The organism is Amycolatopsis sp. w19 (assembly GCF_051373225.1).
Taxonomy (GTDB): Bacteria; Actinomycetota; Actinomycetes; order Mycobacteriales; family Pseudonocardiaceae; genus Amycolatopsis; species Amycolatopsis japonica.
In genome coordinates, this window is record NZ_JBPQFM010000018.1 from 157,986 (window position 1) to 178,715 (window position 20,730).

The window sequence follows — 20,730 nt, forward strand, 5'->3', positions numbered from 1 at the left end:
GGATGATGGCCCGATGACTGCTCTCGCCGACCGGGCCGCGACCGCCGAGCGCGCGATCCGCGACCGGCATCTGCGCCGCGTGTGGGGGCTGCCGGGGACCGTGCTGGGCCGCAGCGGCTGGCCGCCCTCGACGGGGCAGCGCGTCCATTGGCACTGGAACTACTGGTGGCAGGCGCATCTGCTGGAGACCCTCGTCGACGCCCAGTTGCGGGATCCGTCGCCGGATCGGCTGAAGCTGATCGACCGGTTCGTGGTGTCCGTGCGGCTGCGCAACTTCGGCAAGTGGATCAACGACTACTACGACGACATCGCCTGGCTCGGCCTCGCGCTGCAACGTGTGGGGCATCTCGGGCTGGACGTCCGCGGCGGGCTGGAGGCGATCAGTTCGCGGCTGCGCGAAGGCTGGACCGACGACGCGGGCGGCGGGATCTGGTGGCGTGTCGGAGACGACTTCAAGAACGCGCCCACGAACGGCCCGGCCGCGATCTTCCACGCCCGCGAAGGCTCCACGCAGCACGCTCGTGGGTTGACCGACTGGATGACCGAGCGGCTCGTCGACCCGGAATCCGGGCTGGTGTGGGATGGCCTGCGCGTCGGCAGCGGCGAACTGGTGAAGCATATTTTCACGTACTGCCAAGGGGTCTACCTCGGCGCCTGTCTCGAACTGTCCGAAATGGACAGAGTGGAGCACACGATCCACGCGGTCGCGGAACACGTCGCGCCGAACGGCGTGATTCGCGGGCAGGAAGGCGGCGACGGCGGCCTGTTCGGCGGGATCCTCGCCCGGTACCTGGCGCTCGCGGCGCCGCTGCTGCCGAGCGGGGTGGCGCGCGACCTGGTCATCCGGTCGGCTGACGCGTGCTGGTCGGGTGCCACCGAGACGCCGCACGGGCCGCTCTTCAGCGCCGACTGGGCGACTCCGGCGCCTTCGCTGCCCCTCGCCGCCGACGCTCCCGAACGCGACCTGTCCGTCCAGGTGAGCGCGTGGATGCTGCTCGAAGCCGCGGCCACCCTGGAACACCGCATTTAGTCCTCTGAATGCGGGGATGAGGCGGAGGTAGCGGGGTTGCGAAAGCCACTTTCGCAACCTTCAACGTTGCGAAAGTGGCTTTCGCAACGTCAGGGAACGCGGGTCACCAGACGTCGCCCGCCCGCCAGTCGCAGGTGATCTCCCCGTCCAGATCCAGCGTGACCCCCACCGGCAGCACATGGATCGACCCGTCCTCCTCCTTCGTCGCCTCGATGCCCGTAGGCGTCATGGCCGACGAAGTCCCGCGCCACAGCAGCCAGCCCCGCGACGCGTAGAACTCCAGCGCCTCGTCGGACGCCGAAAGCGCCCCGAGGTCATACGCCTTCCTCAGGACCCGCTCCAGCGCGTCCATCATCGCGGCGCCGTGCCCGCGCCGCCGGTGATCCGACCGGACGGCGACCGCCTCGATATAACCCGTGCGGAGGACCCGTCCGTCGTGCACGAGCCGCCGCTGGACCAACGACGCGTGCCCGATCAGCTCACCGGCCTCCCACACGAGCGTGTGCATGCCGCCGAGGGCGTTTTCCCAGTCGTGGTTGCTGAAATCGCCGTCGAAAGCGTCGTCCAGCAGAGCGCGTGCCGCGGTCAGCACGCCTGCTTCGAGGTCGGCGGTGTGCACGGTCCACAGGTCGGTCATTCCGCCATCATCACCCGGCGGCGGGCTTCTCACCAGCGACTTGTGATTCAGCAGCCGCACGACTGCCGGTGGATGAACCGCGGCGCGAGCCGTACGGATTCGGGTCGTCGCTCGGGGTCGGTGATCCGGGCCAGCAGGAGTTCGACGGCCTTGCGCCCGATCTCCTCGATCGGCTGCGCCATGGTGGTGACCGCCGGGGTCACCTGGCCTGCCCACTCCATGTCGCCGTAGCCGACGATCGCGAGGTCGCGCCCGATCCGGATGCCGAGCCGGTGCGCCTCGTACTGGACGCCGATCATCATCGCCTCGCTCGCCACCACGAGCGCGGTCGGCGACGGCCAGCTGTCGAGCAGTTTCGCGGTCGCGGCGGCCGCCCCGCCGGGGGTCGACCGCCCGCACGCGACCAGCTGCGACGTCCACCGCAGGCCGGAGCGGCCGAGGCCGAGCCGGTAGCCCAGCGCCCGCTCCTCGTAGGTGGTCACGTCCTCTTCGCCGGAGATGAAGCCGATCTTGCGGTGCCGCAGCCCCGCGAGGTGCCGCACGAGCGCGCACACGGCCTGGATGTTCTCGGAGCCCACCTGGTCGACGTCGTTGCGTCCGGCCATCCGGTCGACGAGCACGGTCGGCACACCCATCCGGACCAGCCCGTTGATCACCGCTTCGTCGCCGGCCGCCGGGACGAGCAGGACACCGTCGACGCGGTCCGCCCGCAGCGCGCGGATGACCGCGGCTTCTTCGGCGACGCTGTCGCCGGTGTCGGCGAGGGTGATCTCGCAGCCGTGACGGCGCGCGGCGCGGCGGATGGCGCGGACGAGTTCACCCGAATACGGATTCGCGTGCATCGCCATGGCCACCCCGAACCGGTGGGTGACAGGGGTGTCCTCCCACAGGGGTAACGCCGGGGACAATGCGGTCATCGCTCCACGCCTTCATCCGAGCTTGAATGACGGTAACGGCTGACGGAGCGTCACTCGGCGGCGAGACCGGAAAGTCTCCCAACAATCATCAATGTGAGTGAACGAGAGCGCATCCGCAGGACGCGCGATGGCGGAGCGTAGGCGGAATCCGCATCGTCTGGGCCTTGCGTGCGGGATCGTTGATGCGGGCGAGCAACAGGCGCACCGCCTGTGTGCCTATCTCCTCGATCGGCTGGGCCATCGTGGTCAGCGGCGGATCGACCAGATCGGCCCACTCGACGTCGTCGTAGACCACCACCGGCAGGTCGACACCCGCGCGCAGGCCGCGGCGCCGCAGTTCGTGCAGCACGCCGACCATCATGGTGTCGTTGGCGACCACGAGCGCCGTCGGCGGCTCCGGGAGCGCGAGCAGTGTGCTCAGCGCGAGCGCGCCACCGGCCTGCGAAGACTGCCCGCACGCGACCAGGTCCTCCGACCAGGTCAAACCCGAGCGCCCGAGCCCCAGCCGATAGCCGAGGATCCGCTCCTCGCTGGTGCTCAGCCCGGCCGTGCCGCTGATCATGCCGATCCGCTGGTGCCCGAGCGACGCCAGATGCGCCGTCAGTGCCGACGTCGATTGGATGTTCTCCGCGCCGACCTGGTCGACGTCGGTGCGCGTGGAGAGCCGGTCGATGAGCACGGTCGGGACGTCGAGCGAGACGAGCTCGCCGATCACCGAACCGTCGCCCGGCGACGGCGTGATCAGCAACCCGTCCACCCGGCGCGAACGCAGCGTCCGCACGGTCTCACGCTCGGTGTCGACGGTGTCGTGCGTGTCCGCGAGCAAGACCGTGTACCCGGCGAGCGCGGCCTCGCGTTCGATCGCCTGGATCAGCACGGCGAAGTACGGGTTCGCGATCAGCGAGATCGCGACGCCGATCGACCGCGTCCCGCCGGTCACCAGCGAGCGGGCGATGGCGTCGCCGGTGTAGCCCGTCTGCTCGATCGCGCGCAGCACCGCCAGCTTGGTGTCCTCGGCCACCGCCCTCGTCCCGTTGACCACGTGGGAAACGGTGGTGATCGAGACTCCCGCCAGCTCGGCGATGTCGCGTTGGGTGGGACGGGACGAGCGAGACGGCGGCATTACCAATCCTCGTGAAGTCAGCTGGCAAGCGTTTGCGCAAACGCTTGCGACTGAGCATAACCCTGTCTACCTTCCGGTCCATCACGGACAGCCTTGAATCGGAGGGCATCCCCCATGAGACAGCGCAGTCTCGCCGCGCTCGCCCTGGCCGCCGCCTTGACGGTGACCACGGCCGGGTGCACCGTCGAACGCCACTGGGGTGGCGGCTCGAACGCAGGCGGCGGTGGCAAGGCCAAGGTCGGCCTGGTCACCAAGACCGACACCAATCCCTACTTCGTGGAGCTGAGAGCGGCCGCCAAGGCTGCCGCCGAGGCCAACGGCGCGGAGTTCAGCGCGCTCGCCGGACAGTTCGACGGCGACAACGACGGTCAGGTCCGCGCCATCGAGAACCTCATGCAGCAGGGTGCGAACACCATCCTGATCACGCCGAGTTCCTCGACCGGCGTCCTCGACGCCATCGACCGCGCCCGCAAGGCCGGGGTGCTGGTCATCGCGCTCGACACGGCGACCGAACCGGACACCGCCGTCGACGCCACCTTCGCCACGGACAACTTCGAAGCCGGACGCCAGCAGGGCGCGTACGTCAAGGCCGCCCTGAACGGCAAGCCGCCGAAGCTGTTCATGGTGGACGGCACCGCCGGGTCCACAGTGGACACCCAGCGGCACACCGGATTCCTCAAGGGCATCGGGCTCACCGACGCGTCGCCGGAGATCAAGGGCAAGACGCCCGCGAACGGCGACCAGAGCCTCGCGCAGCAGGGTGTCGAAAACCTGCTGCAGCGCACCACCGACATCAACGCCGTCTACACGATGAACGAGCCGATGGGCCGCGGCACCTACGCCGCGCTCCAGGCCCGCGGTCTGGTGAACCAGATCGTGATGGGCTCGATCGACGGCGGCTGCGAAGGCGTCAAGAACGTACGCGACGGCCAGTACGCCGCGACGGTCATGCAGTTCCCCAAGAAGATGGCCGAGCAGGGCGTCCTCGCCGCCGTCGAATACGCCAAGACCGGGAAGAAGCCGAGCGGGTTCGTCAACACCGGTTCCGCGGTGATCACGGACAAGCCGATCCCCGGCGTCGAAAGCCAGGACACCAAGTGGGGCCTCGAGAACTGCTGGGGGACGAAGTGACTACCGCAACCCTCAAAGGCAACGAACGCCCGTCCATCGGTGAGTTCTTCCTGCGCGCGCCCGCGGTCGGGCCCGCGCTGGCCCTGCTCGTCGCGATCGTGGTGTTCTCGCTGTCGACGGACACCTTCCTCGACCTCGACAACCTTTCCCTTGTGGTGCAACAGTCCCTGGTGGTCGGCACGCTCGCGCTCGGGCAGACGCTGATCATCCTGACCGCGGGTATCGACCTGGCCAACGCGGCCGCGATGGTGCTCGCGACGCTGATCATGGCGAAGCTCGTGGTCGGCGGCGTCTCCGGGATCTGGGCGCTGCTGCTGGGAATCGTGGCGACGGTGGTGATCGGGATGGTCACCGGTTCGCTGGTCACCCGGATCAAACTGCCGCCGTTCATCGTCACGCTCGGCCTGCTGACCGTGCTCACCGCGGCCGCGAAACTGTTCGCGAGCGGGCAGGCCGTCCCGGTCGCCGACGAACTGCTCAAATGGCTCGGCACCCGCCGGTACCTCTTCGGCGGCATCCCGATCACCTACGGCATGACGCTCGCTTTGCTGATGTACCTGGGACTTTGGTACGCGCTCACGCGGACGCCGTGGGGCAAGCACGTCTACGCGGTCGGCAACGCGCCGGAATCCGCGCGGCTGTCCGGGATCAAGGTCAACCGGACGATCCTTTCGGTGTACATCGTCGCCGGGGTGATCGTCGGGATCGCCGCCTGGCAGGCGCTCGGCCGCGTGCCGAACGCCGACCCGAACGCCTTCCAGCTCGGCAACCTCGACTCCATCACCGCGGTGGTGCTCGGCGGCGCGAGCCTGTTCGGCGGCCGGGGTTCGGTACTCGGCACGATGATGGGCGCGCTGGTCGTCGCGGTCCTGCGGTCCGGGCTGACCCAGCTCGGGGTGGACGCGCTCTACCAGGACGTCGCCACCGGCGCCCTGCTCATCGGCGCGGTCTGCGTCGACCGGTTCGCGAGGAGGCAGCAGTCATGACGACGCCCACGTTGTCCGCTCAGGGACTGGTCAAACGCTACGGCCGGGTCACCGCCATCGACGGCGCCGACTTCGAGCTGTTCCCCGGTGAGGTGCTCGCCGTCGTCGGCGACAACGGCGCCGGGAAGTCGAGCCTCATCAAAGCCCTTTCGGGCGCGGTGATCCCGGATGCCGGAGAGATCAAAGTGGACGGTCAGACCGTCCACTTCAAGTCCCCTTTGGACGCTCGGCATTACGGGATCGAGACGGTGTATCAGGATCTCGCCGTCGCCCCCGCGCTCGACATCGCGTCGAACATGTTCCTCGGCCGGGAAAAGCGGCGCACGGACCTGTTCGGGAGAGTGTTTCGCAAACTGGATAGCGCCGCGATGCGGGCCGACGCGCAGCGGATCCTGGACGAGCTCGGCATCAACATCAAATCCATCACGCAGCCGGTGGAGACGTTGTCCGGCGGGCAGCGCCAGGGTGTCGCGGTCGCGCGGGCGGCGGCCTTCGGCACCAAGGCGGTGATCATGGACGAGCCCACCGCCGCGCTCGGCGTCGCCGAATCGGGCAAGGTGCTCGACCTGATCAACCGCATCCGCGAACGCGGCCTGCCGGTGGTGCTGATCAGCCACAACATGCCGCACGTGTTCGACATCGCCGACCGTATCCACGTGCACCGCCTCGGCAAGCGGGTCGCGGTGGTCTCACCGAAGACGCACACTATGAACCAGGTCGTCGGCCTGCTCACGGGTGCGCTGAAGATCGGTGAGAACGGCGAGGTCGAAGAGGTCGCTTCAGCCGTCCACACTGGACTGTAGTGATGCGAGTGCTGCTGGCGGGCTTGTGCACCGTCGACCAGATTCAGCGCGTCGCCGAGATCCCGGCGCCGGGCGAGAAGGTGCGTTCGCTGTCGATGTACGTCGCCGCCGGGGGGCCGGCGACGAACGCGGCGGTGACCGTGGCCGCGCTCGGCGCCGGGGCGACGTTGCTGACGGTCGCCGGTGCGCATCCGCTGGCGGCACTCGCCCGCTCCGACCTCGATGCGCACGGCGTCGACCTGGTCGACCTCGATCCCGAACGACCGGATCCGCCCGCGATCAGCGCCATCGTCGTCCGCGATTCCGACGGGGAACGCACCGTCGTCTCGCGCAACGCCCACGCTTCCTCGCGTTTCGTCCTCTCGATGCGGTCCTTGCACGCGCGACTACCGCATTCAGAGGACGAAATGCCGGGGTGTGTGCTCCTGGACGGGCACCATCCGGAGGTCGCGCTGGCGGTCGCGCGCTGGGCGAAGGACCGGAAGGTGCCGGTGGTGCTCGACGCCGGGAGCTGGAAGCCGGTCTTCCCCGAACTCCTCCCGCTGGTCGACGTCGCCGCGTGCTCGTCGCTGTACCGCGGGGACGATCCGCGTGAGCACGGCGTGCCGGTGGTCGTCACGACCGCCGGACCCGAGCCGGTCCGCTGGTCGACGAAGGACGGATCCGGTGCAGTTCCCGTTCCCGTCGCGCGGGCGCGTGACACGCTGGGCGCGGGCGACGTCTGGCACGGGGCTTTCGCGTACGCGGTCGCCAGGGGCACAGGGGATGTCCCGGGCTGGATCGGGTTCGCCAACGAGGTGGCCGCCGAACGGGTGCGGCATGAAGGACCGAGGTCGTGGACGGCCGCGGTCGCGAAGATGGGAGAAGGACAGCCATGAGTGCCATGCCTCCGGTGTTCGAGGACCTGTTGAGCAGGGCTCAGACGCTGGCGAAGCCGGGACAGCGCAGTGTGCTCGGCATCGTCGGCGCCCCCGCGTCGGGCAAGACGACACTGGCCTGGGGCCTGGCGAAGGCGCTGGGTACGCGGGCGGCCGTGGTCGGGATGGACGGGTTCCACCTGGCGCAGGTCGAACTGCAGCGGCTCGGGCGGGTGGAGCGCAAGGGCGCGCCGGACACCTTCGACGCCGCCGGGTACGTGCACCTGCTGCGCAGGCTCGCCGAAGGCCGCGAGACGGTCTACGCGCCCGAGTTCCGCCGGGAGATCGAGGAGCCGATCGCCGGCGCCGTCGCGGTCACGCCGGACGTCCCCCTGGTCATCACCGAGGGCAACTACCTGCTCATGCAGGACGACCCGTGGAGTGGCGTGAAGCCGATCCTCGCCGAGTCGTGGTTCCTCGCGCCGGACGAACCCGAGCGCATCGAGCGGCTCGTCTCGCGGCACCGCCGCTACGGCCGTTCGCTGGTCGAAGCGCGTCGCCGCGCGCTCGGTTCCGACCAGCGCAACGCCGATCTGATCGCGTCCACCAGCGACCGGGCCGATCTGGTCCTCGAGAATCTGCCGCTGGTCAACTTCGCCATATGATCCGGTCATGACTGGGGTTCTCGTCGTCACCGGCGGAAGCAAGGGCATCGGCGCGGCGGTCTGCGAACTGGCCGCCGCGCGCGGATACGACGTCGTCGTCAACTACGCGGGCGACGCCGAAGCGGCCGAAGACGTCGCTTCGCGCGTCCGGAAGCACGGCGTCCAAGCGATCACCCAGCGCGGTGACGTCGCGTCCGAAGACGACGTGGTGGCCCTGTTCGACGCCGCCGTCGCACTCGGCCCGCTCGCCGGGGTGGTCGCGAACGCGGCCATCACCGGCAACACCCCGGGCCGCTTCGACGAGTACGAGGTCGACGTCGTCCGCCGCGTGGTCGACGTCAACGTCACGGGAGTCTTCCTGTGCGTCCGCGAGGGCATCCGCCGGATGTCCACCCGGTACGGCGGTGCGGGCGGCTCGATCGTCACGCTGTCGTCCACCGCCGCGAAAACCGGTTCACCCGGGGAATGGGTCCATTACGCGGGCACCAAGGCGGCGGTGGAAACGATGACCTACGGCGTCGCGCAAGAAGTCGCGAAAGAGTCCATCCGGGTCAACGCCGTCGCGCCGGGCATGATCCACACCGGATTGCACGCCGCGGCGGGGATGCCCGACCGCATGGACCGGATCGCCCCCACCATCCCGATGGGACGGGCGGGTGAACCCGGCGAAGTCGCGGAAGCCGTGCTGTGGCTGCTTTCCCCGGCGGCGTCGTACACCACCGGGACGGTGCTGACCGTCGGCGGAGGACGTTGACACCCGGGGCCACGGACCGGTCACGGGGCGATATCGGGTCCGCGTGCGGTTCAGCCACTTTTTAACACCCTTTCCCGGCGGATATCACGATTCATGTGGGAAGTCGGCGGATCACCTCGTGGCCAGAGGCGCCTGTGTCACCCTGGTGGCGCCCCCAAGCTTCTTGATCAGGACGGTCATCCCCGATGTCCAAGCTCATGTCTGTGCACCACCTGGCACTCACCGTGACCGATGTGGACCGGAGCGTGCCCTGGTACGCCCGTGTGCTCGAACTCGAGGAGTTCACGCGTCGCGAGGACCCGGAGACGGGACTGCGGAAGGTCGTGCTCAGGTCGCCGAGCGAAGGTTTCGCCGTGGTTCTCGTCGAGCATCAGGACACCGAGCGGCCGCGGTTCGACGAACGACGGACAGGTCTGGACCACGTGGCGTTCAAGGTCTCGTCGCGGTCGGAACTGGCCGAATGGGAAGCGCGGCTCTCGGAATACGGCGTCGTCTATTCGCCGTCGAAGGGATCGCGGACCTTGGAGGGTTCGTCGGTCATCGTGTTCCGCGACCCCGATGGGATCCAGCTGGAGATCTGGGCCGACCCCGAGGTCTAGGGGGTGCTCTGTTCCGGCTCTTCGGCGGGACGCCGCATCTCCTGGCGGTAGCGGATGAAGCCGTAGGCCGTACCCACCACGAAGAACGCGATGCTGATCCACAAAGCCGCAGTCTTGACCCACGGCAGCTGGTCCAGCAGACCGGCGCCGTAGTAGCCGAGCAGGACCAAGGTCGGCACCCAGAGCAGTCCGCCGAGCGCGGTCGCGAGGGCGAATCGCCGCGGATCCATCCGCGCGGTCCCCGCGATGAGCGGCGCCAGCGTGCGGATCCACGGGATCCAGCGCGCGGCGACGATGGCGAAGAAACCCTTGCGATCCAGGAACGCCCTGGCGCGGTCGAGGTTGTGCCGGTTCAGCACCTTGCCGCCGCGGCGGGCGATCAGTTTCGTGCCCGTGCCCCGGCCGATGTAATACCCCACCTGGTTGCCGAGGATCGCGACGAGCAGCGCGGCGGCCGAGAGCAGCCACGCGTTCAGGTCGGAGCCGTGCTGCGCGAGGACGACTCCGGCCGCGAACAGCAGGGAGTCGCCGGGCAGGAACAGCCCGATGATCAGCGCGCACTCCACGAAGATGAAGCTCAGCACGATCACCCAGACGAGCACCGGCCCGGCGGTGTCGAGCCAGCTCACCCCGATGCCTGCGGCCTCGGTGTACACCTCACTCACGACGCGAGCCTACGTGTACTCGGCGAACCGCACTTCACCGAACGGTGGAATCGGGGTGTCAACGGCCCTGTGACCCGCTCCGCGCGTTCCCGTCGGGCGGGTTCGCGTGCTTGAGGGGACGACACACGGCGGGACCCCTCGACGCACGCGTGTCGTCCATCCCGTCACGCGTGTCGTCCGTCGGATCACCCGTGTCGTCCCCTCAAGCACGGGAAACCCCCGACGAAACCCCAGATGCGACGAAGGGGCCCTTCACCGCGAAATTTGCGATGAAAGGCCCCTTCATTGCAAGCCGGGCTAGTGCTCGACGAGCTCGTCCAGCGCCTGGTCATAGCTCAGCCGGACGTCGTGTTCGGCCTGGTCACCGCCCAGCAGCTCCACCCGGCTGGTCGCCGGCGGGTAGCCGCTGGCGATCACCGTGTAGGTCCCGGCGGGCAGGTCGCTGACCGTGTAGTTGCCCTCCGCGTCGGTCCTCGCCACGGCGGCGACGCCGCCCGAGGAGTCGAGCACGGTGATCCGCGCGTCCGGCACCACCCGGTCGCCGTCGGTGCGGGCGACCCCGCTCAGCAGGATCGTGCTGACCAGTTCGACGTCGTGACGCAGCATCCCGGAGCCGGTGGCGGTCAGCGTCGCCGCGACCGGCCGGAACCAGCGGCCGCTGGCGACGATCGTGTACCGCCCGCCCACGATGCCGGCGAACGAGTAGACGCCGTTCTCGTTGGTGTGCGTCCTGGCCACCTGATTGCCGTTGTGGTCGATCAGGGTCAGCGCCGCACCCGCGACGTTCGTGGCGTCGTCCCGGCGGACATGCCCGCTGATCTGCGCGGATCCCGCCCGGTAGGCGCCGTTCCCGTTGGTCATGGCGTGCTTGCCGGGCTCGACCGGGGCGGTCACGACGGTCTTCTCGGAAGCCGTCTCGACAGGCACGTCTTCCTCTTCGAGGAGTGCTTCGCCGCCTTCGAGAGCCGAGGCCGCCGAAGGAGCCGAGCCGCCGAGCAGCGGGATCTCCTTCATGAACATCAGCACCAGCGTCGCCAGCAGCGCGACCGCACCCGCCACGTAGAACACCGTGGTGATCGACTCGGTGAAGCCGATCAGCACCGGGGTCTTGATGGCCTCGGGCAGGCTCGCGATACCGCTCGTGTTCGACTGGATGTCGCCCAGCGCCGCCGCGCCGGGGCCGCTCGGCGGGTTGCCGCCGAACGCCTTGGTGATGTTGCCCGGCAGGACGTTGAACAGGATCGTCAGGAACACCGCGACACCCGCGGTACCACCGATCTGCCGGAAGAACGTCGCCGACGCGGTCGAGACGCCCATGTCGCTGCGCGGGCCCGCGTTCTGCACCGCGATGATCAGCGTCTGCATGCAGGCACCGAGGCCGAGACCGATGATCGCGGCCGCGACCAGCGGGTGCCACAGCGCGCTGTTGTACTCGACCTGCGCGAAGAAGAACGCGCCCGCCGCGATCAGCAGCGTGCCGACCACCGGGAACACCTTGTAGCGCCCGGTCTTGCTGGTGATCTGGCCCGAGATGATCGAACCGCTCATGATGCCCGCCATCAGCGGGATCATCAGCAGACCCGATTCGGTCGGCGAGAACTCCTGAACCACCTGCATGTACTGCGGGATCATCATGATCGCGCCGAACATCGCGACACCGACGATGATGCCGCCGACGATCGCGACCGTGAAGGTCGAGTTCTTGAACAGCCGCAACGGGATCAGCGCCGCGTCCTTCATCAGCTTCTCGATGAAGATGAAGGCGATCACGCCGATACCGCCGATGATGTAGCAGATGATCGCGTTCTGCGAGCCCCAGCCCCACTTGTTGCCCTGCTCGGCGACGATCAGGAACGGCACCACGGCGACGACGAGCGCGAGCCCGCCCCACCAGTCGATCTTGTGATCGTGGCGCTGGTGCGGCACGTTGAGCACGCGGGCCACCACGAACAGCGCGACGATCGCGATCGGCACGTTGATCAGGAACACCCAGCGCCAGCCGGCGATGTCGTAGCCGAAGACGCTGCCGAGCTTGTCGAAGTCGGCGAAGAAGCCGCCGAGCACCGGGCCGAGCACGGTGGAGATACCGAACACGGCGAGGAAGTAACCCTGGTAGCGGGCGCGTTCCCGCGGCGGCACGATGTCGCCCATGATCGTCATCGCCAGCGACATCAGACCGCCGGCGCCGAGGCCCTGGATCGCGCGGAACGCGGCCAGCTCGTACATCGACGTCGCGAACGCCGAGGCGATCGAGCCGACCAGGAAGATCGAGATCGCCGCGATGTAGAACGGCTTGCGCCCGTAGATGTCGGACAGCTTGCCGTAGATCGGCGTGACGATCGTCGAGGTGATCAGGTAGGCCGTGGTGATCCAGGCCTGCAGGTCGAAACCGTTGAGGTCGTTGGCGATCCGGACGATCGAGGTGCCCACGATCGTCTGGTCGAGCGCGGCGAGGAACATGCCCGACATCAGGCCGATCAGGATCGTGACGATCTGACGGTGACTGAGCCGGGGACCATCTTCGTGGATGGCTGGCGGACTTTCTACGGTGGAACTCATTGCTTCAGGCCCCCTTGGCCTTCGACGCCGACGCGGGGTCGGCGAACTGTGGAGATGTTTTTTCGAGGTCGTCGTTCAGCCGGTGGAACAGCGAGTTGAGGGTCTTCCGGTCGTCGTCGGACCAGTCGCCGAGCACCTCGGCGAGCCACTGGTTCCGCTGCTTGCGGTTCTCCTCGAACACCCGGAGCCCTTCGGCGGTCGGTGCGAGCAGGCAGGCGCGGCCGTCTTCGGGGTCGGCCAGGCGTTCGACCAGTCCGTGCTGGACGAGGGAACTCGACTGCCTGCTGATGGTCGAGATCTCGGAGTGCAGGAACTCGGCGAGTTTGCTGGTCCGCTGGGGGCCGACGTGGATGAGGCAGAAGAGGATCGCGTACGCGGCCCGCTCGATGCCGTCCGGCCCCTGCTTGGACACCTGGGACTTGGCCCGGTTGACCAGGCGCACGAGCCGCACGAGCTCATGCCCGAGGGTGTCGGCCAGATCGAGGTCGGACTTCGACCTGGTGCCGGGTGTCGTGGGTGTCATGGTGGTCTCTCTCGCCGGTTGCTTGGTCACTGCAACTAGTTGTCTAGAGCAAGAATGTTCCTCTCAAAGGAGGTTCGCAAGGAGAAAGCGATGTTGTGTGTCGGATGACACTTTAGTTGCCGCATGCAAGCACATTTATTCGTGCATGTTTGTCCGATTCGCCCTGAGCTGCACTTTTGCTTTGATGGAGTCATGACCGACTCCGCGCTCTACGCGATCCTCGCCCGACGAAACTTCGGCACCCTCGCCACGATCAAGCGTGATGGGCGGCCGCAGCTGTCGACCGTCAACTACCTCTACGACGCGGACGCCGGCGCGATCCTGATCTCGATCACCGCGCCGCGGGCCAAGACCAAGAACCTTCAGCGCGACCCGCGGGCGACGTTCCACGTTTCGACCGAGAGCGGCGACGGCTACGTCGTCGTCGAGGGACCGGCGGTGCTCACGCCGACCGCCGCTTCGCGTGACGACGCGACTGTCGACGCGCTTGTGGACCACTACCGGCGGGCGCGGGGCGAGCATCCGGACTGGGACGAGTTCCGCGACGCCATGGTCGCCGACCAGCGGGTGTTGCTGACCATCCCGATCGAGCGCGTCTACGGGATCCAGATGTAACCGCCCGCATCCAGAGGACTAAATGCATCAGCCGGCGATGCGGGCCTTGATCTCGTCGAGCCGGTCGAGGAGGGGGCTCGCGTCGTCCCGGCCGAGCGCGGCCCGCAGATAGAGGCCGTCGCCCACCAGGATGACCAGTTCGGCGGTCAGCGGGTCGTCGACGTGCTCGCTGATCAGGTCGTGGACCTTCTGGTTGTAGACCTGTACGACCTCGGAGACCCGGGGCTCGTTGAGCATGATCCGGATCGTCGCCATGGTCGTGCGATGCAGTGCCTTCTGCTGCGTGACGTCGGTGATCGCCGTCCGCAGATACCAGGAAACGACACCTTCAGGGGCCTTCTGTGCCTCTTCGAGATCCGCTTCCGACAGCGTGGCGAGACGTTCCATCAGGCCGTCGACCAGGGCTTCCTTGGAGCCGAAGTGGTAGAGCAGGCCGCCCTTCGACACCCCGGCGTGCGCGGCGACGGCGTCGAGGGTGACCCCGCCGGGGCCTTGCTCGATGAGGATCTCCTCGTACGAGTCGAGGATGCGTTCCTTCGCGGTGGGCTTCGCCATATCAGTTGACTATACCGTCTGGACGGTTTACCTTCGAACGAGGCGGTAACTGTACCGTCCGGACGGTTTAGCTAAAGGAGAGTGCGCCATGGCGGGGCGCAAGCAGTGGTGGGCGTTGGCGGTACTGGTGCTTCCGGTGCTGCTGATCAGCGTGGACATGACGGTGCTCGGATTCGCGCTGCCGTTCCTGTCCGAGGATCTGGCGCCCACCGGTGCGGAGCAGTTGTGGATCGTCGACATCTACTCGTTCATGCTGGCGGGCCTGCTGGTCCTGATGGGCACGCTCGGCGACCGCATCGGCCGTCGCAAGCTGCTGCTCATGGGTGCCGCGGCGTTCGGTGCCGCGTCGGTGCTCGCGGCCTTCTCGACCAGCGCGTTCATGCTGATCATCGCCAGGGCGCTGCTCGGCGTCGGTGGCGCGACGCTGATGCCGTCGACGCTCTCGCTGATCCGCAGCATCTTCGTCGACGCCAAACAGCGCCGGATCGCGATCGCGGTGTGGAGCGCCGGGTTCTCCGGCGGGATGGCGCTCGGGCCGGTGCTCGGCGGCTGGCTGCTGGAGCACTTCTGGTGGGGGTCGGTGTTCCTCATCAACGTCCCGGTGATGCTGGTGCTGCTGATCGTCGGACCGTTCGTGCTGCCGGAGGCGCGTGACCCGAAGCCGGGCCGCTTCGACCCGCTGTCGGCGCTGCTGTCGCTGGCCGCGATGCTGCCGGTGGTCTACGGCATCAAGCTGGTCGCCGAACACGGTTTCACGGTGAAGGCCGCCGTCAGCGTCCTGGTCGGCCTCGGACTCGGTGTCGTGTTCGTCCGCAGGCAGAACAGCCTCGACGAGCCGATGCTCGACCTGAAGCTGTTCTCGAACCGGGCGTTCAGCGGCTCCGTCGTGACGAACATGCTCGGCGTGTTCGCCATGGTCGGCCTGCTGTTCCTGGTGCCGCAGTACCTGCAGCTGGTGCTCGGGCTGAGCCCGGTCGTCGCCGCGCTGTGGATGCTGCCGGCGACGGTCGCAGGTATCGCCGGTGCGCTCCTCGCGGCTTGGCTCGCGAAGCGGATCCGGGTGTCCTTGCTGGTCAGTGGCGGTCTCTTGGTCGCGGCGGTCGGTTTCCTGGCCTTGACGCAGGTGTCGTCCGGCGGCGGGCTCGCGTACGTCGTGGTGGCGTTCACGCTGCTCGGGGGCGGTGTCGCCCTGTCCGAGACCCTGACGAACGACCTGGTCATCTCGGCCGCTCCGGCCGAACGGGCCGGTGCCGCTTCGGCGATCTCCGAGACCGGGTTCGAGCTGGGCGGCGCGCTCGGCACGGCCATCCTCGGCAGTGTCGCGACCGCGGTCTACCGGTCCGGTCTGCCGGAGGGTACGGCCGAATCCGCTCGGGACACGCTCGGTGGCGCGGTCGCGACCGCGCAGCAGCTCGACCCCGCCGCGGGACAGGCGCTGCTGGAATCGGCTCGCGAGGCCTTCACCCAGGGGATGCACGTGACCGCATGGGCGGGCGTGGTCGTGCTCGTCTATACAGGTGTTCAGGCCTTTGTTCTGCTAGATCGGAAAAAAAATTCCGCAGTGCGGAGCTGATCCGGCCTACGATGAGGGAATGAACAACCATGCCCTGGTCACTCGCCTCCGCGAGCAGTTCGGCGACGCCGCGGTGCTCACCGACACCGACGTCACGGACGCCTACTCGCGCGACATGATGCCGCTGGCCGCCAGTGGCAAGCCGCTCGCGGTGGTCCTGCCGTCCGACGTGGAAGGTGTGCAGGCCGTGGTCAAGGCCTGTGCGGAGTTCGAGGTGCCGATCGTGCCCCGCGGCGCCGGCAGTGGTCTGTCCGGCGCCGCGAACGCGATCGACGGCTGTGTCGTACTGGTGCTGACGAAGCTCGACCAGATCGTCGAGATCGACGAAGGCAACCGGCTCGCCGTCGTGCAGCCCGGCGTGGTGAACCTCGATTTCCGCAACGCGGTGGAGAAACACGGCCTGTTCTATCCGCCGGACCCGTCGAGCTACGACTGGTGCACCATCGGCGGGAACCTGTCCACCAACGCCGGCGGACTCTGCTGCGTGAAGTACGGCGTCACCACGGATTCCGTGCTGGGACTGGAAGTCGTGCTCGCCGACGGCTCGGTGCTGAAAACCGGGCGCCGCACGGTGAAGGGCGTCGCGGGGTACGACCTCGCGCGGCTCTTCGTCGGCAGTGAGGGCACGCTCGGCGTGATCACGCAGGCGACCGTCGCGCTGAAACCGTTGCCGCAGCTGCCTTCCACGCTCGTCGCCGCCTTCAACAGCACGGAGGCCGCGGGCGAGGCCGTCGCGCGGGTCGTGCGCGAAGGTCTGGTGCCGTCGCTGATGGAGATCATGGACGCGACGTCCATCAAGGCCGCCGAGGCGTACCTCAAGACCGACCTCGGCACGAGTTCGGACTGCAAAGCCTTGCTGCTGGCGCAATCCGACTCCGGCGGCGAGGTCGCGCGGAAGGAACTCGCGGTGCTGGAACAGATCTGTGTCGACTGCGGCGCGGATCTGGCCTATGCCACCGAGGATCTCGAAGAGGGCAAGATGCTGCTGCAGGCGCGGCGGGTCGTGCTCACCGCGCTGGAGATGTACGGCGTCTGGCTGACCGACGACGTCTGCGTGCCGCGTACACGGATCGCCGAACTGATCGCCGGCTGCGAGCGGATCAGCGAAGAGGTGGGGCTGCGGATCGCCGTCGTCGGTCACGCCGGTGACGGGAACATGCACCCGACGATCGTCTACGCGCACGATTCCGAAGAGGAGTTCGCTCGCGCGCGGGTCGCCTTCGACGCGATCCTCGACGTGGCCCTGTCGCTGGGCGGGACGGTCACCGGCGAGCACGGCATCGGCCGGATCAAACGCGAGTGGCTGGCCAAGGAGATCGGCGAAGTCGGGATCCAGGTTCACCGGCAGATCAAGCGGGCACTGGACCCGGGGAACCTCTTCAACCCGGGCTCGATGTTCTCCCTCTGAACACCGTGACTCGCGTGATCAGGGACGTGACTCGCGTGCTTGGACCCGGAACTCACGTGCTTGAAGGCCGCACTCGTGTGTTCGGTCTCCAATCACGCGAGTTCCGGGTCTGAGCACGCGAGTGCGGTGCCTGGTCACCGGGCAGCCTCCCGCCCGAAACGCTCCTGAATGCCATGAAAGGTCCTTTCCTTGCAAAATTTGCAAGGAAAGGACCTTTCATGGCACGAGAGCGGGGAGAAGCGGATCAGTCGCGGACGCGCGGGATCTGCTGCGTCGCGTCCATGTCCGCGGCCGGGGCGGCGGCTTCGTGCTTCTTCTCGCGGCGCGCCTTCAGGTACTCGATCACGATCGGCACCACCGAAACCAGCACGATCAGGATGAAGATCGCGTCGACGTTGTCGCGGATGAACGCGACGCCGCCGAGCAGGTGGCCGAGCGCGGTGATCCCGGCGGCCCACAGGATGCCGCCGATGACGGTGTAGGTGAAGTACTTCTTCGGGTCCATCTTGCCGATGCCGGCGATCCAGGTGATGAACGTCCGCACGAACGGCACGAACCGCGCCAGCACGACCGCCTTCGGCCCGTGCTTCTCCAGGAAGGCGTGGGTCTGGTCCACGTACTTCTGGTTGAAGAACTTCGAATCCGGCTTGCGGAACAGCCAGGGGCCGACCTTCCGGCCGAGGCCGTACCCGACCGCGTTGCCGAGCAGCGCGGCGACGGTGACCAGGACGCACACCAGCCACAGCGGCGCCTCGATCGAACCGTTCGCGATGAACAGGCCCGCGGTGAACAGGAGCGAGTCACCGGGCAGCACCGGGAAGATGCTGCTCTCGATGAAGATGATCAGGCAGAGCACGGTGATGACCGGGACGGTCAGCCCGCTCAGCAGGTGCTGCGGGTCCAGCCACTCCGGCAGGAGGCCCATCGTCGTCACGTTGTTCTGCGCCAGGATCACACCAAAACGGTACAGGGTGACGCAGAGTGCCTTGACCCGGCGGGAGACCCCGCTCAGATCAGCGTGAGCAGCCCGATCACCGAACCGGCGGCGAGCCCCAGCAGGACAGCCAGGAGCAACACCCAGTACGCGGGCAGCGGCGGGCTGCCCGGCGAAGGCGCAGGAGGCGGTGTCGGGCGCTCCGCCAACCTGGCCGTTTCCGCGTCCTCCAGTGCGACGCGCTCTCGTTCGAGCGAGTCCGCGCCGGCACCGGACAGCAGGCCGTACTGCAGCGGCAGTTCGTGTTCGCCGGCGGAACCGAGATTACTCTCGGTGTCCGTTTCGGCCGGTTTGTCCGCGGTCGTCTCGGAGAGCCGCTCCGCCGAAGGGGCGAAGACGGCTTGAGCGCGCAGGGCATCGGCTAGGAGCTTCTCCGGGTCCTTGGGCTCGCTCATCCGGGACTCCTTTCGCCGCTACCCGTCGCTGACCGACACGCCGCCTTCGATGGCGCTGCTCAATGTAGCCGCAGCGTCGTCCTGGACCCACTCGCCCTGACGAAGCACCTTGACCGGCCGCAGGTCGCGGTCGAGCACGACGACGTCCGCCGCGAGCCCCGCCTGCAGCGAGCCGGTCCGGTCGGCGATGCCGAGCAGTTCGGCGGGGCGCCCGGAGGTCGCGCGGACCGCGTCGAGCAGGTCGATGCCCGCGCCGCGCACGAGGTTGCGGAAGGCCGCGTCCATGGTCAGCGTGCTGCCTGCCAGCGAACCGTTCCCGGCCAGGGTGGCGACGCCGTCGCGGACGTCGACTTCGAGGCGGCCGAGGATGTAGCTGCCGTCGGCGGCGTCGGTGGCCGACATGGCGTCGGTGATGAGCACCGTCCGGCCCTTGCCCGCGTGGTGCGCGGCGAGCCGCAGCACGGTCGGGTGTACGTGGACGAGGTCGCAGATCAGTTCGACGGTGATGCGCTCGTCGTCGAGGAGGGCGCCGATCGGGCCCGGCTCGCGGTGGTGGAGCGGCCGCATGGCGTTGAAGAGGTGTGTCGCGACGGAGGCGCCCGCGTCGATCGCGGGGATGATCTGGTCTTCGACGCCGTCGGTGTGCCCGATGGCGGCGATGACGCCCGATTCGGCCAGTTGCCGGACCGCCTTGATCCCGCCGTGCAGTTCGGGGGCGAGGGTGACCATCCGGATGTCACCGCGGCCCGCGGCGAGCAACGCGTTGACCGTCGCCGTGTCCGGCTCGATCAGCGTCGCCGGGTCGTGCGCCCCGCATCGCGCCTTCGAGATGAAGGGTCCTTCAAGGTGAATTCCGGCAAGTTCACCCTCTTGGACCAGCTCACGCAGGGCCGCGATCTGGTCCCTGAGCACCGGGATGGGATCCGAGACCAGACTGCCGAGCATGGTCGTCGTCCCGTGCCGCCGGTGCGCGCGGACCGCGCGGAACAGCTCCTCGGGGTTCGCACTGGAGAACGATCCGCCCCCGCCGCCGTGGCAGTGGGTGTCGACGAAGCCGGGCACGACCAGGCACCCGTCGACGTCGACGCGATCGATGTCCGGGGGTGTCCCGGAACCGACTTGGACGATCTTGCCGCCGGCGATAGCCAGCCAGCCGTCGTCGAGTACACGGTCCGGGGCGACGACCCGGCCGCCCACGATCACGAAATCTCCGGCGCCTCTCACGCCCCCCAGCATATATTGGTCTGGACCAAGCATGGCGGCACAACCCAGCGGTCGAGATGAAGGCCGGGCATCAGTTCGGTGACTGCATCGCTTTCTGCAGTGCTTCGAGCGCCCGGCTGGCGGTTGACTTAACGGTACCTTTCGAAATCCCGGCGGCCTCCGAGATTTCGGCCTCACTCAGCCCACCGTAGTAACGGAGGACCAAAACCTCGCGCTGGCGAGGGGGCAGTTTGGACAAAGCGCTCACAACGGCCTGATGTTCACTCGACAGCATGGCGAGGCTTTCGGCCGAACGCGCGTTGACGGCGTGCGGCGCGACGTACTCGCGCGCGGTCTTGCGGCGGCGCAGCACGCTGCGTGAGCCGTTGACCACGGCGGTGCGCAGGTATCCGACGGCCGCGGCGGCGTCGCGCAGGCGCCCCCAGTTGCGGTGCAGCCCGGTGAAGGCCTCCTGGACGACGTCTTCGGCGGTCGCCGGTTCGTCCACGAGCAGGATGGCCAGCCGCACGAGCCGCATCCGGTGCTGGCGATAGAGATCCTCAAGGGTCAGCGGTGCCGCAGGCGGCGGTGGCGTGACCGGTCCGTCCATGGTGCGCAAGTGGCCGAGGGTCGCCTCGACACTGCGTTCCGCATTGCCCTCGAGCATGTACCCCTACCTGTTCATTTACCCCTTTGAAGCACAACCTGTGCGTGGCGCTCGATCAGCGTATCGGGTGG

General features: G+C 68.1%; 22 protein-coding genes. 11 read left to right on the top strand and 11 right to left on the bottom strand.

What is annotated here, in order from left to right; all coding sequences use genetic code 11:
• Positions 1–13 precede the first annotated feature (13 nt).
• Positions 14–1,030, top strand: a complete 1,017-nt coding sequence (locus ACSMFO_RS29910) for a glycoside hydrolase family 76 protein (protein WP_436461323.1) — start codon at positions 14–16, stop codon at positions 1,028–1,030.
• Positions 1,031–1,133: 103 nt separating this feature from the next.
• Here ACSMFO_RS29910 and ACSMFO_RS29915 read toward each other — a convergent pair whose 3' ends face one another.
• From ACSMFO_RS29915 to ACSMFO_RS29925, 3 genes are all read right to left on the bottom strand, one after another.
• A complete protein-coding gene (locus tag ACSMFO_RS29915; protein WP_436461324.1) occupies positions 1,134–1,667 on the bottom strand; it encodes a GNAT family N-acetyltransferase in 534 nt (177 codons plus the stop codon).
• Positions 1,668–1,714: 47 nt separating this feature from the next.
• A complete protein-coding gene (locus ACSMFO_RS29920; RefSeq protein WP_038521587.1) occupies positions 1,715–2,584 on the bottom strand; it encodes a LacI family DNA-binding transcriptional regulator in 870 nt (289 codons plus the stop codon).
• 88 nt (positions 2,585–2,672) lie between these two features.
• Positions 2,673–3,707, bottom strand: a complete 1,035-nt coding sequence (locus tag ACSMFO_RS29925) for a LacI family DNA-binding transcriptional regulator (RefSeq protein WP_037334537.1) — start codon at positions 3,705–3,707, stop codon at positions 2,673–2,675.
• Between the two features lie 114 nt (positions 3,708–3,821).
• On the opposite strand from ACSMFO_RS29925, the gene ACSMFO_RS29930 reads away from it, so the two are divergent.
• The 7 genes from ACSMFO_RS29930 (at position 3,822) to ACSMFO_RS29960 (ending at position 9,502) form a co-directional block, all read left to right on the top strand.
• Positions 3,822–4,838 carry a substrate-binding domain-containing protein gene (locus ACSMFO_RS29930; RefSeq protein ID WP_038521584.1) on the top strand — a complete coding sequence of 339 codons (1,017 nt, stop codon included), beginning with the start codon at positions 3,822–3,824 and terminating at the stop codon, positions 4,836–4,838.
• On the top strand, positions 4,835–5,824 hold the full coding sequence (locus tag ACSMFO_RS29935) for an ABC transporter permease (RefSeq protein WP_037334541.1): 990 nt from the start codon (positions 4,835–4,837) through the stop codon (positions 5,822–5,824). Before ACSMFO_RS29930 ends, ACSMFO_RS29935 begins: the two co-directional genes overlap by 4 nt.
• Positions 5,821–6,627 (top strand): ATP-binding cassette domain-containing protein, encoded by an 807-nt coding sequence (locus tag ACSMFO_RS29940; protein WP_394360162.1) that lies wholly within the window; start codon positions 5,821–5,823, stop codon positions 6,625–6,627. The genes ACSMFO_RS29935 and ACSMFO_RS29940 overlap by 4 nt, the downstream gene beginning before the upstream one ends.
• 2 nt (positions 6,628–6,629) lie before the next feature.
• The gene (locus tag ACSMFO_RS29945; protein WP_436461325.1) at positions 6,630–7,505 is read left to right on the top strand and encodes a PfkB family carbohydrate kinase; all 876 of its coding nucleotides are present in this window, start codon (positions 6,630–6,632) and stop codon (positions 7,503–7,505) included.
• A complete protein-coding gene (locus ACSMFO_RS29950; RefSeq protein WP_038521576.1) occupies positions 7,502–8,149 on the top strand; it encodes a nucleoside/nucleotide kinase family protein in 648 nt (215 codons plus the stop codon). The genes ACSMFO_RS29945 and ACSMFO_RS29950 overlap by 4 nt, the downstream gene beginning before the upstream one ends.
• A 7-nt stretch (positions 8,150–8,156) precedes the next feature.
• A complete protein-coding gene (locus ACSMFO_RS29955) occupies positions 8,157–8,903 on the top strand; it encodes an SDR family oxidoreductase (protein ID WP_350592646.1) in 747 nt (248 codons plus the stop codon).
• A gap of 185 nt (positions 8,904–9,088) precedes the next feature.
• On the top strand, positions 9,089–9,502 hold the full coding sequence (locus ACSMFO_RS29960) for a VOC family protein (RefSeq protein WP_005160702.1): 414 nt from the start codon (positions 9,089–9,091) through the stop codon (positions 9,500–9,502).
• Here ACSMFO_RS29960 and ACSMFO_RS29965 read toward each other — a convergent pair.
• The 3 genes from ACSMFO_RS29965 to ACSMFO_RS29975 all read right to left on the bottom strand — a co-directional run bounded on the left by ACSMFO_RS29965 (position 9,499) and on the right by ACSMFO_RS29975 (position 13,249).
• Entirely contained in the window at positions 9,499–10,167 is a 669-nt protein-coding gene (locus ACSMFO_RS29965; protein WP_038521569.1) for a DedA family protein, read from the bottom strand. The genes ACSMFO_RS29960 and ACSMFO_RS29965 overlap by 4 nt on opposite strands.
• 297 nt (positions 10,168–10,464) lie before the next feature.
• Entirely contained in the window at positions 10,465–12,726 is a 2,262-nt protein-coding gene (locus tag ACSMFO_RS29970; RefSeq protein WP_436461326.1) for an MFS transporter, read from the bottom strand.
• 4 nt (positions 12,727–12,730) lie between these two features.
• Entirely contained in the window at positions 12,731–13,249 is a 519-nt protein-coding gene (locus ACSMFO_RS29975; RefSeq protein ID WP_037336196.1) for a MarR family winged helix-turn-helix transcriptional regulator, read from the bottom strand.
• Positions 13,250–13,441: 192 nt separating this feature from the next.
• On the opposite strand from ACSMFO_RS29975, the gene ACSMFO_RS29980 reads away from it, so the two are divergent.
• A complete protein-coding gene (locus tag ACSMFO_RS29980) occupies positions 13,442–13,864 on the top strand; it encodes a PPOX class F420-dependent oxidoreductase (protein ID WP_073845812.1) in 423 nt (140 codons plus the stop codon).
• A 27-nt stretch (positions 13,865–13,891) separates the two neighbouring features.
• On the opposite strand, the gene ACSMFO_RS29985 is transcribed toward ACSMFO_RS29980, so the two are convergent.
• Positions 13,892–14,419 carry a TetR/AcrR family transcriptional regulator gene (locus ACSMFO_RS29985; protein WP_436461327.1) on the bottom strand — a complete coding sequence of 176 codons (528 nt, stop codon included), beginning with the start codon at positions 14,417–14,419 and terminating at the stop codon, positions 13,892–13,894.
• A gap of 88 nt (positions 14,420–14,507) precedes the next feature.
• Here ACSMFO_RS29985 and ACSMFO_RS29990 point away from each other — a divergent pair, with 88 nt between their 5' ends.
• Together ACSMFO_RS29990 and ACSMFO_RS29995 are read left to right on the top strand one after the other, a co-directional pair.
• On the top strand, positions 14,508–15,992 hold the full coding sequence (locus ACSMFO_RS29990; RefSeq protein WP_436461328.1) for an MFS transporter: 1,485 nt from the start codon (positions 14,508–14,510) through the stop codon (positions 15,990–15,992).
• Between the two features lie 19 nt (positions 15,993–16,011).
• Positions 16,012–17,400, top strand: coding sequence for an FAD-binding oxidoreductase (locus ACSMFO_RS29995; protein ID WP_436461329.1), 1,389 nt, complete (start codon positions 16,012–16,014; stop codon positions 17,398–17,400).
• Positions 17,401–17,644: 244 nt separating this feature from the next.
• Here ACSMFO_RS29995 and ACSMFO_RS30000 read toward each other — a convergent pair whose 3' ends face one another.
• From ACSMFO_RS30000 to ACSMFO_RS30015, 4 genes are all read right to left on the bottom strand, one after another.
• A complete protein-coding gene (locus ACSMFO_RS30000) occupies positions 17,645–18,355 on the bottom strand; it encodes a DedA family protein (protein ID WP_436461330.1) in 711 nt (236 codons plus the stop codon).
• A gap of 53 nt (positions 18,356–18,408) precedes the next feature.
• Positions 18,409–18,789, bottom strand: a complete 381-nt coding sequence (locus ACSMFO_RS30005; protein WP_436461331.1) for a hypothetical protein — start codon at positions 18,787–18,789, stop codon at positions 18,409–18,411.
• 18 nt (positions 18,790–18,807) lie between these two features.
• Positions 18,808–19,992: an N-acetylglucosamine-6-phosphate deacetylase gene (gene nagA / locus ACSMFO_RS30010; protein WP_436461346.1), complete on the bottom strand. Its 1,185-nt coding sequence runs from the start codon at positions 19,990–19,992 to the stop codon at positions 18,808–18,810.
• Positions 19,993–20,083: 91 nt separating this feature from the next.
• Positions 20,084–20,659: a SigE family RNA polymerase sigma factor gene (locus ACSMFO_RS30015; RefSeq protein ID WP_007032484.1), complete on the bottom strand. Its 576-nt coding sequence runs from the start codon at positions 20,657–20,659 to the stop codon at positions 20,084–20,086.
• Positions 20,660–20,730: the final 71 nt, after the last annotated feature.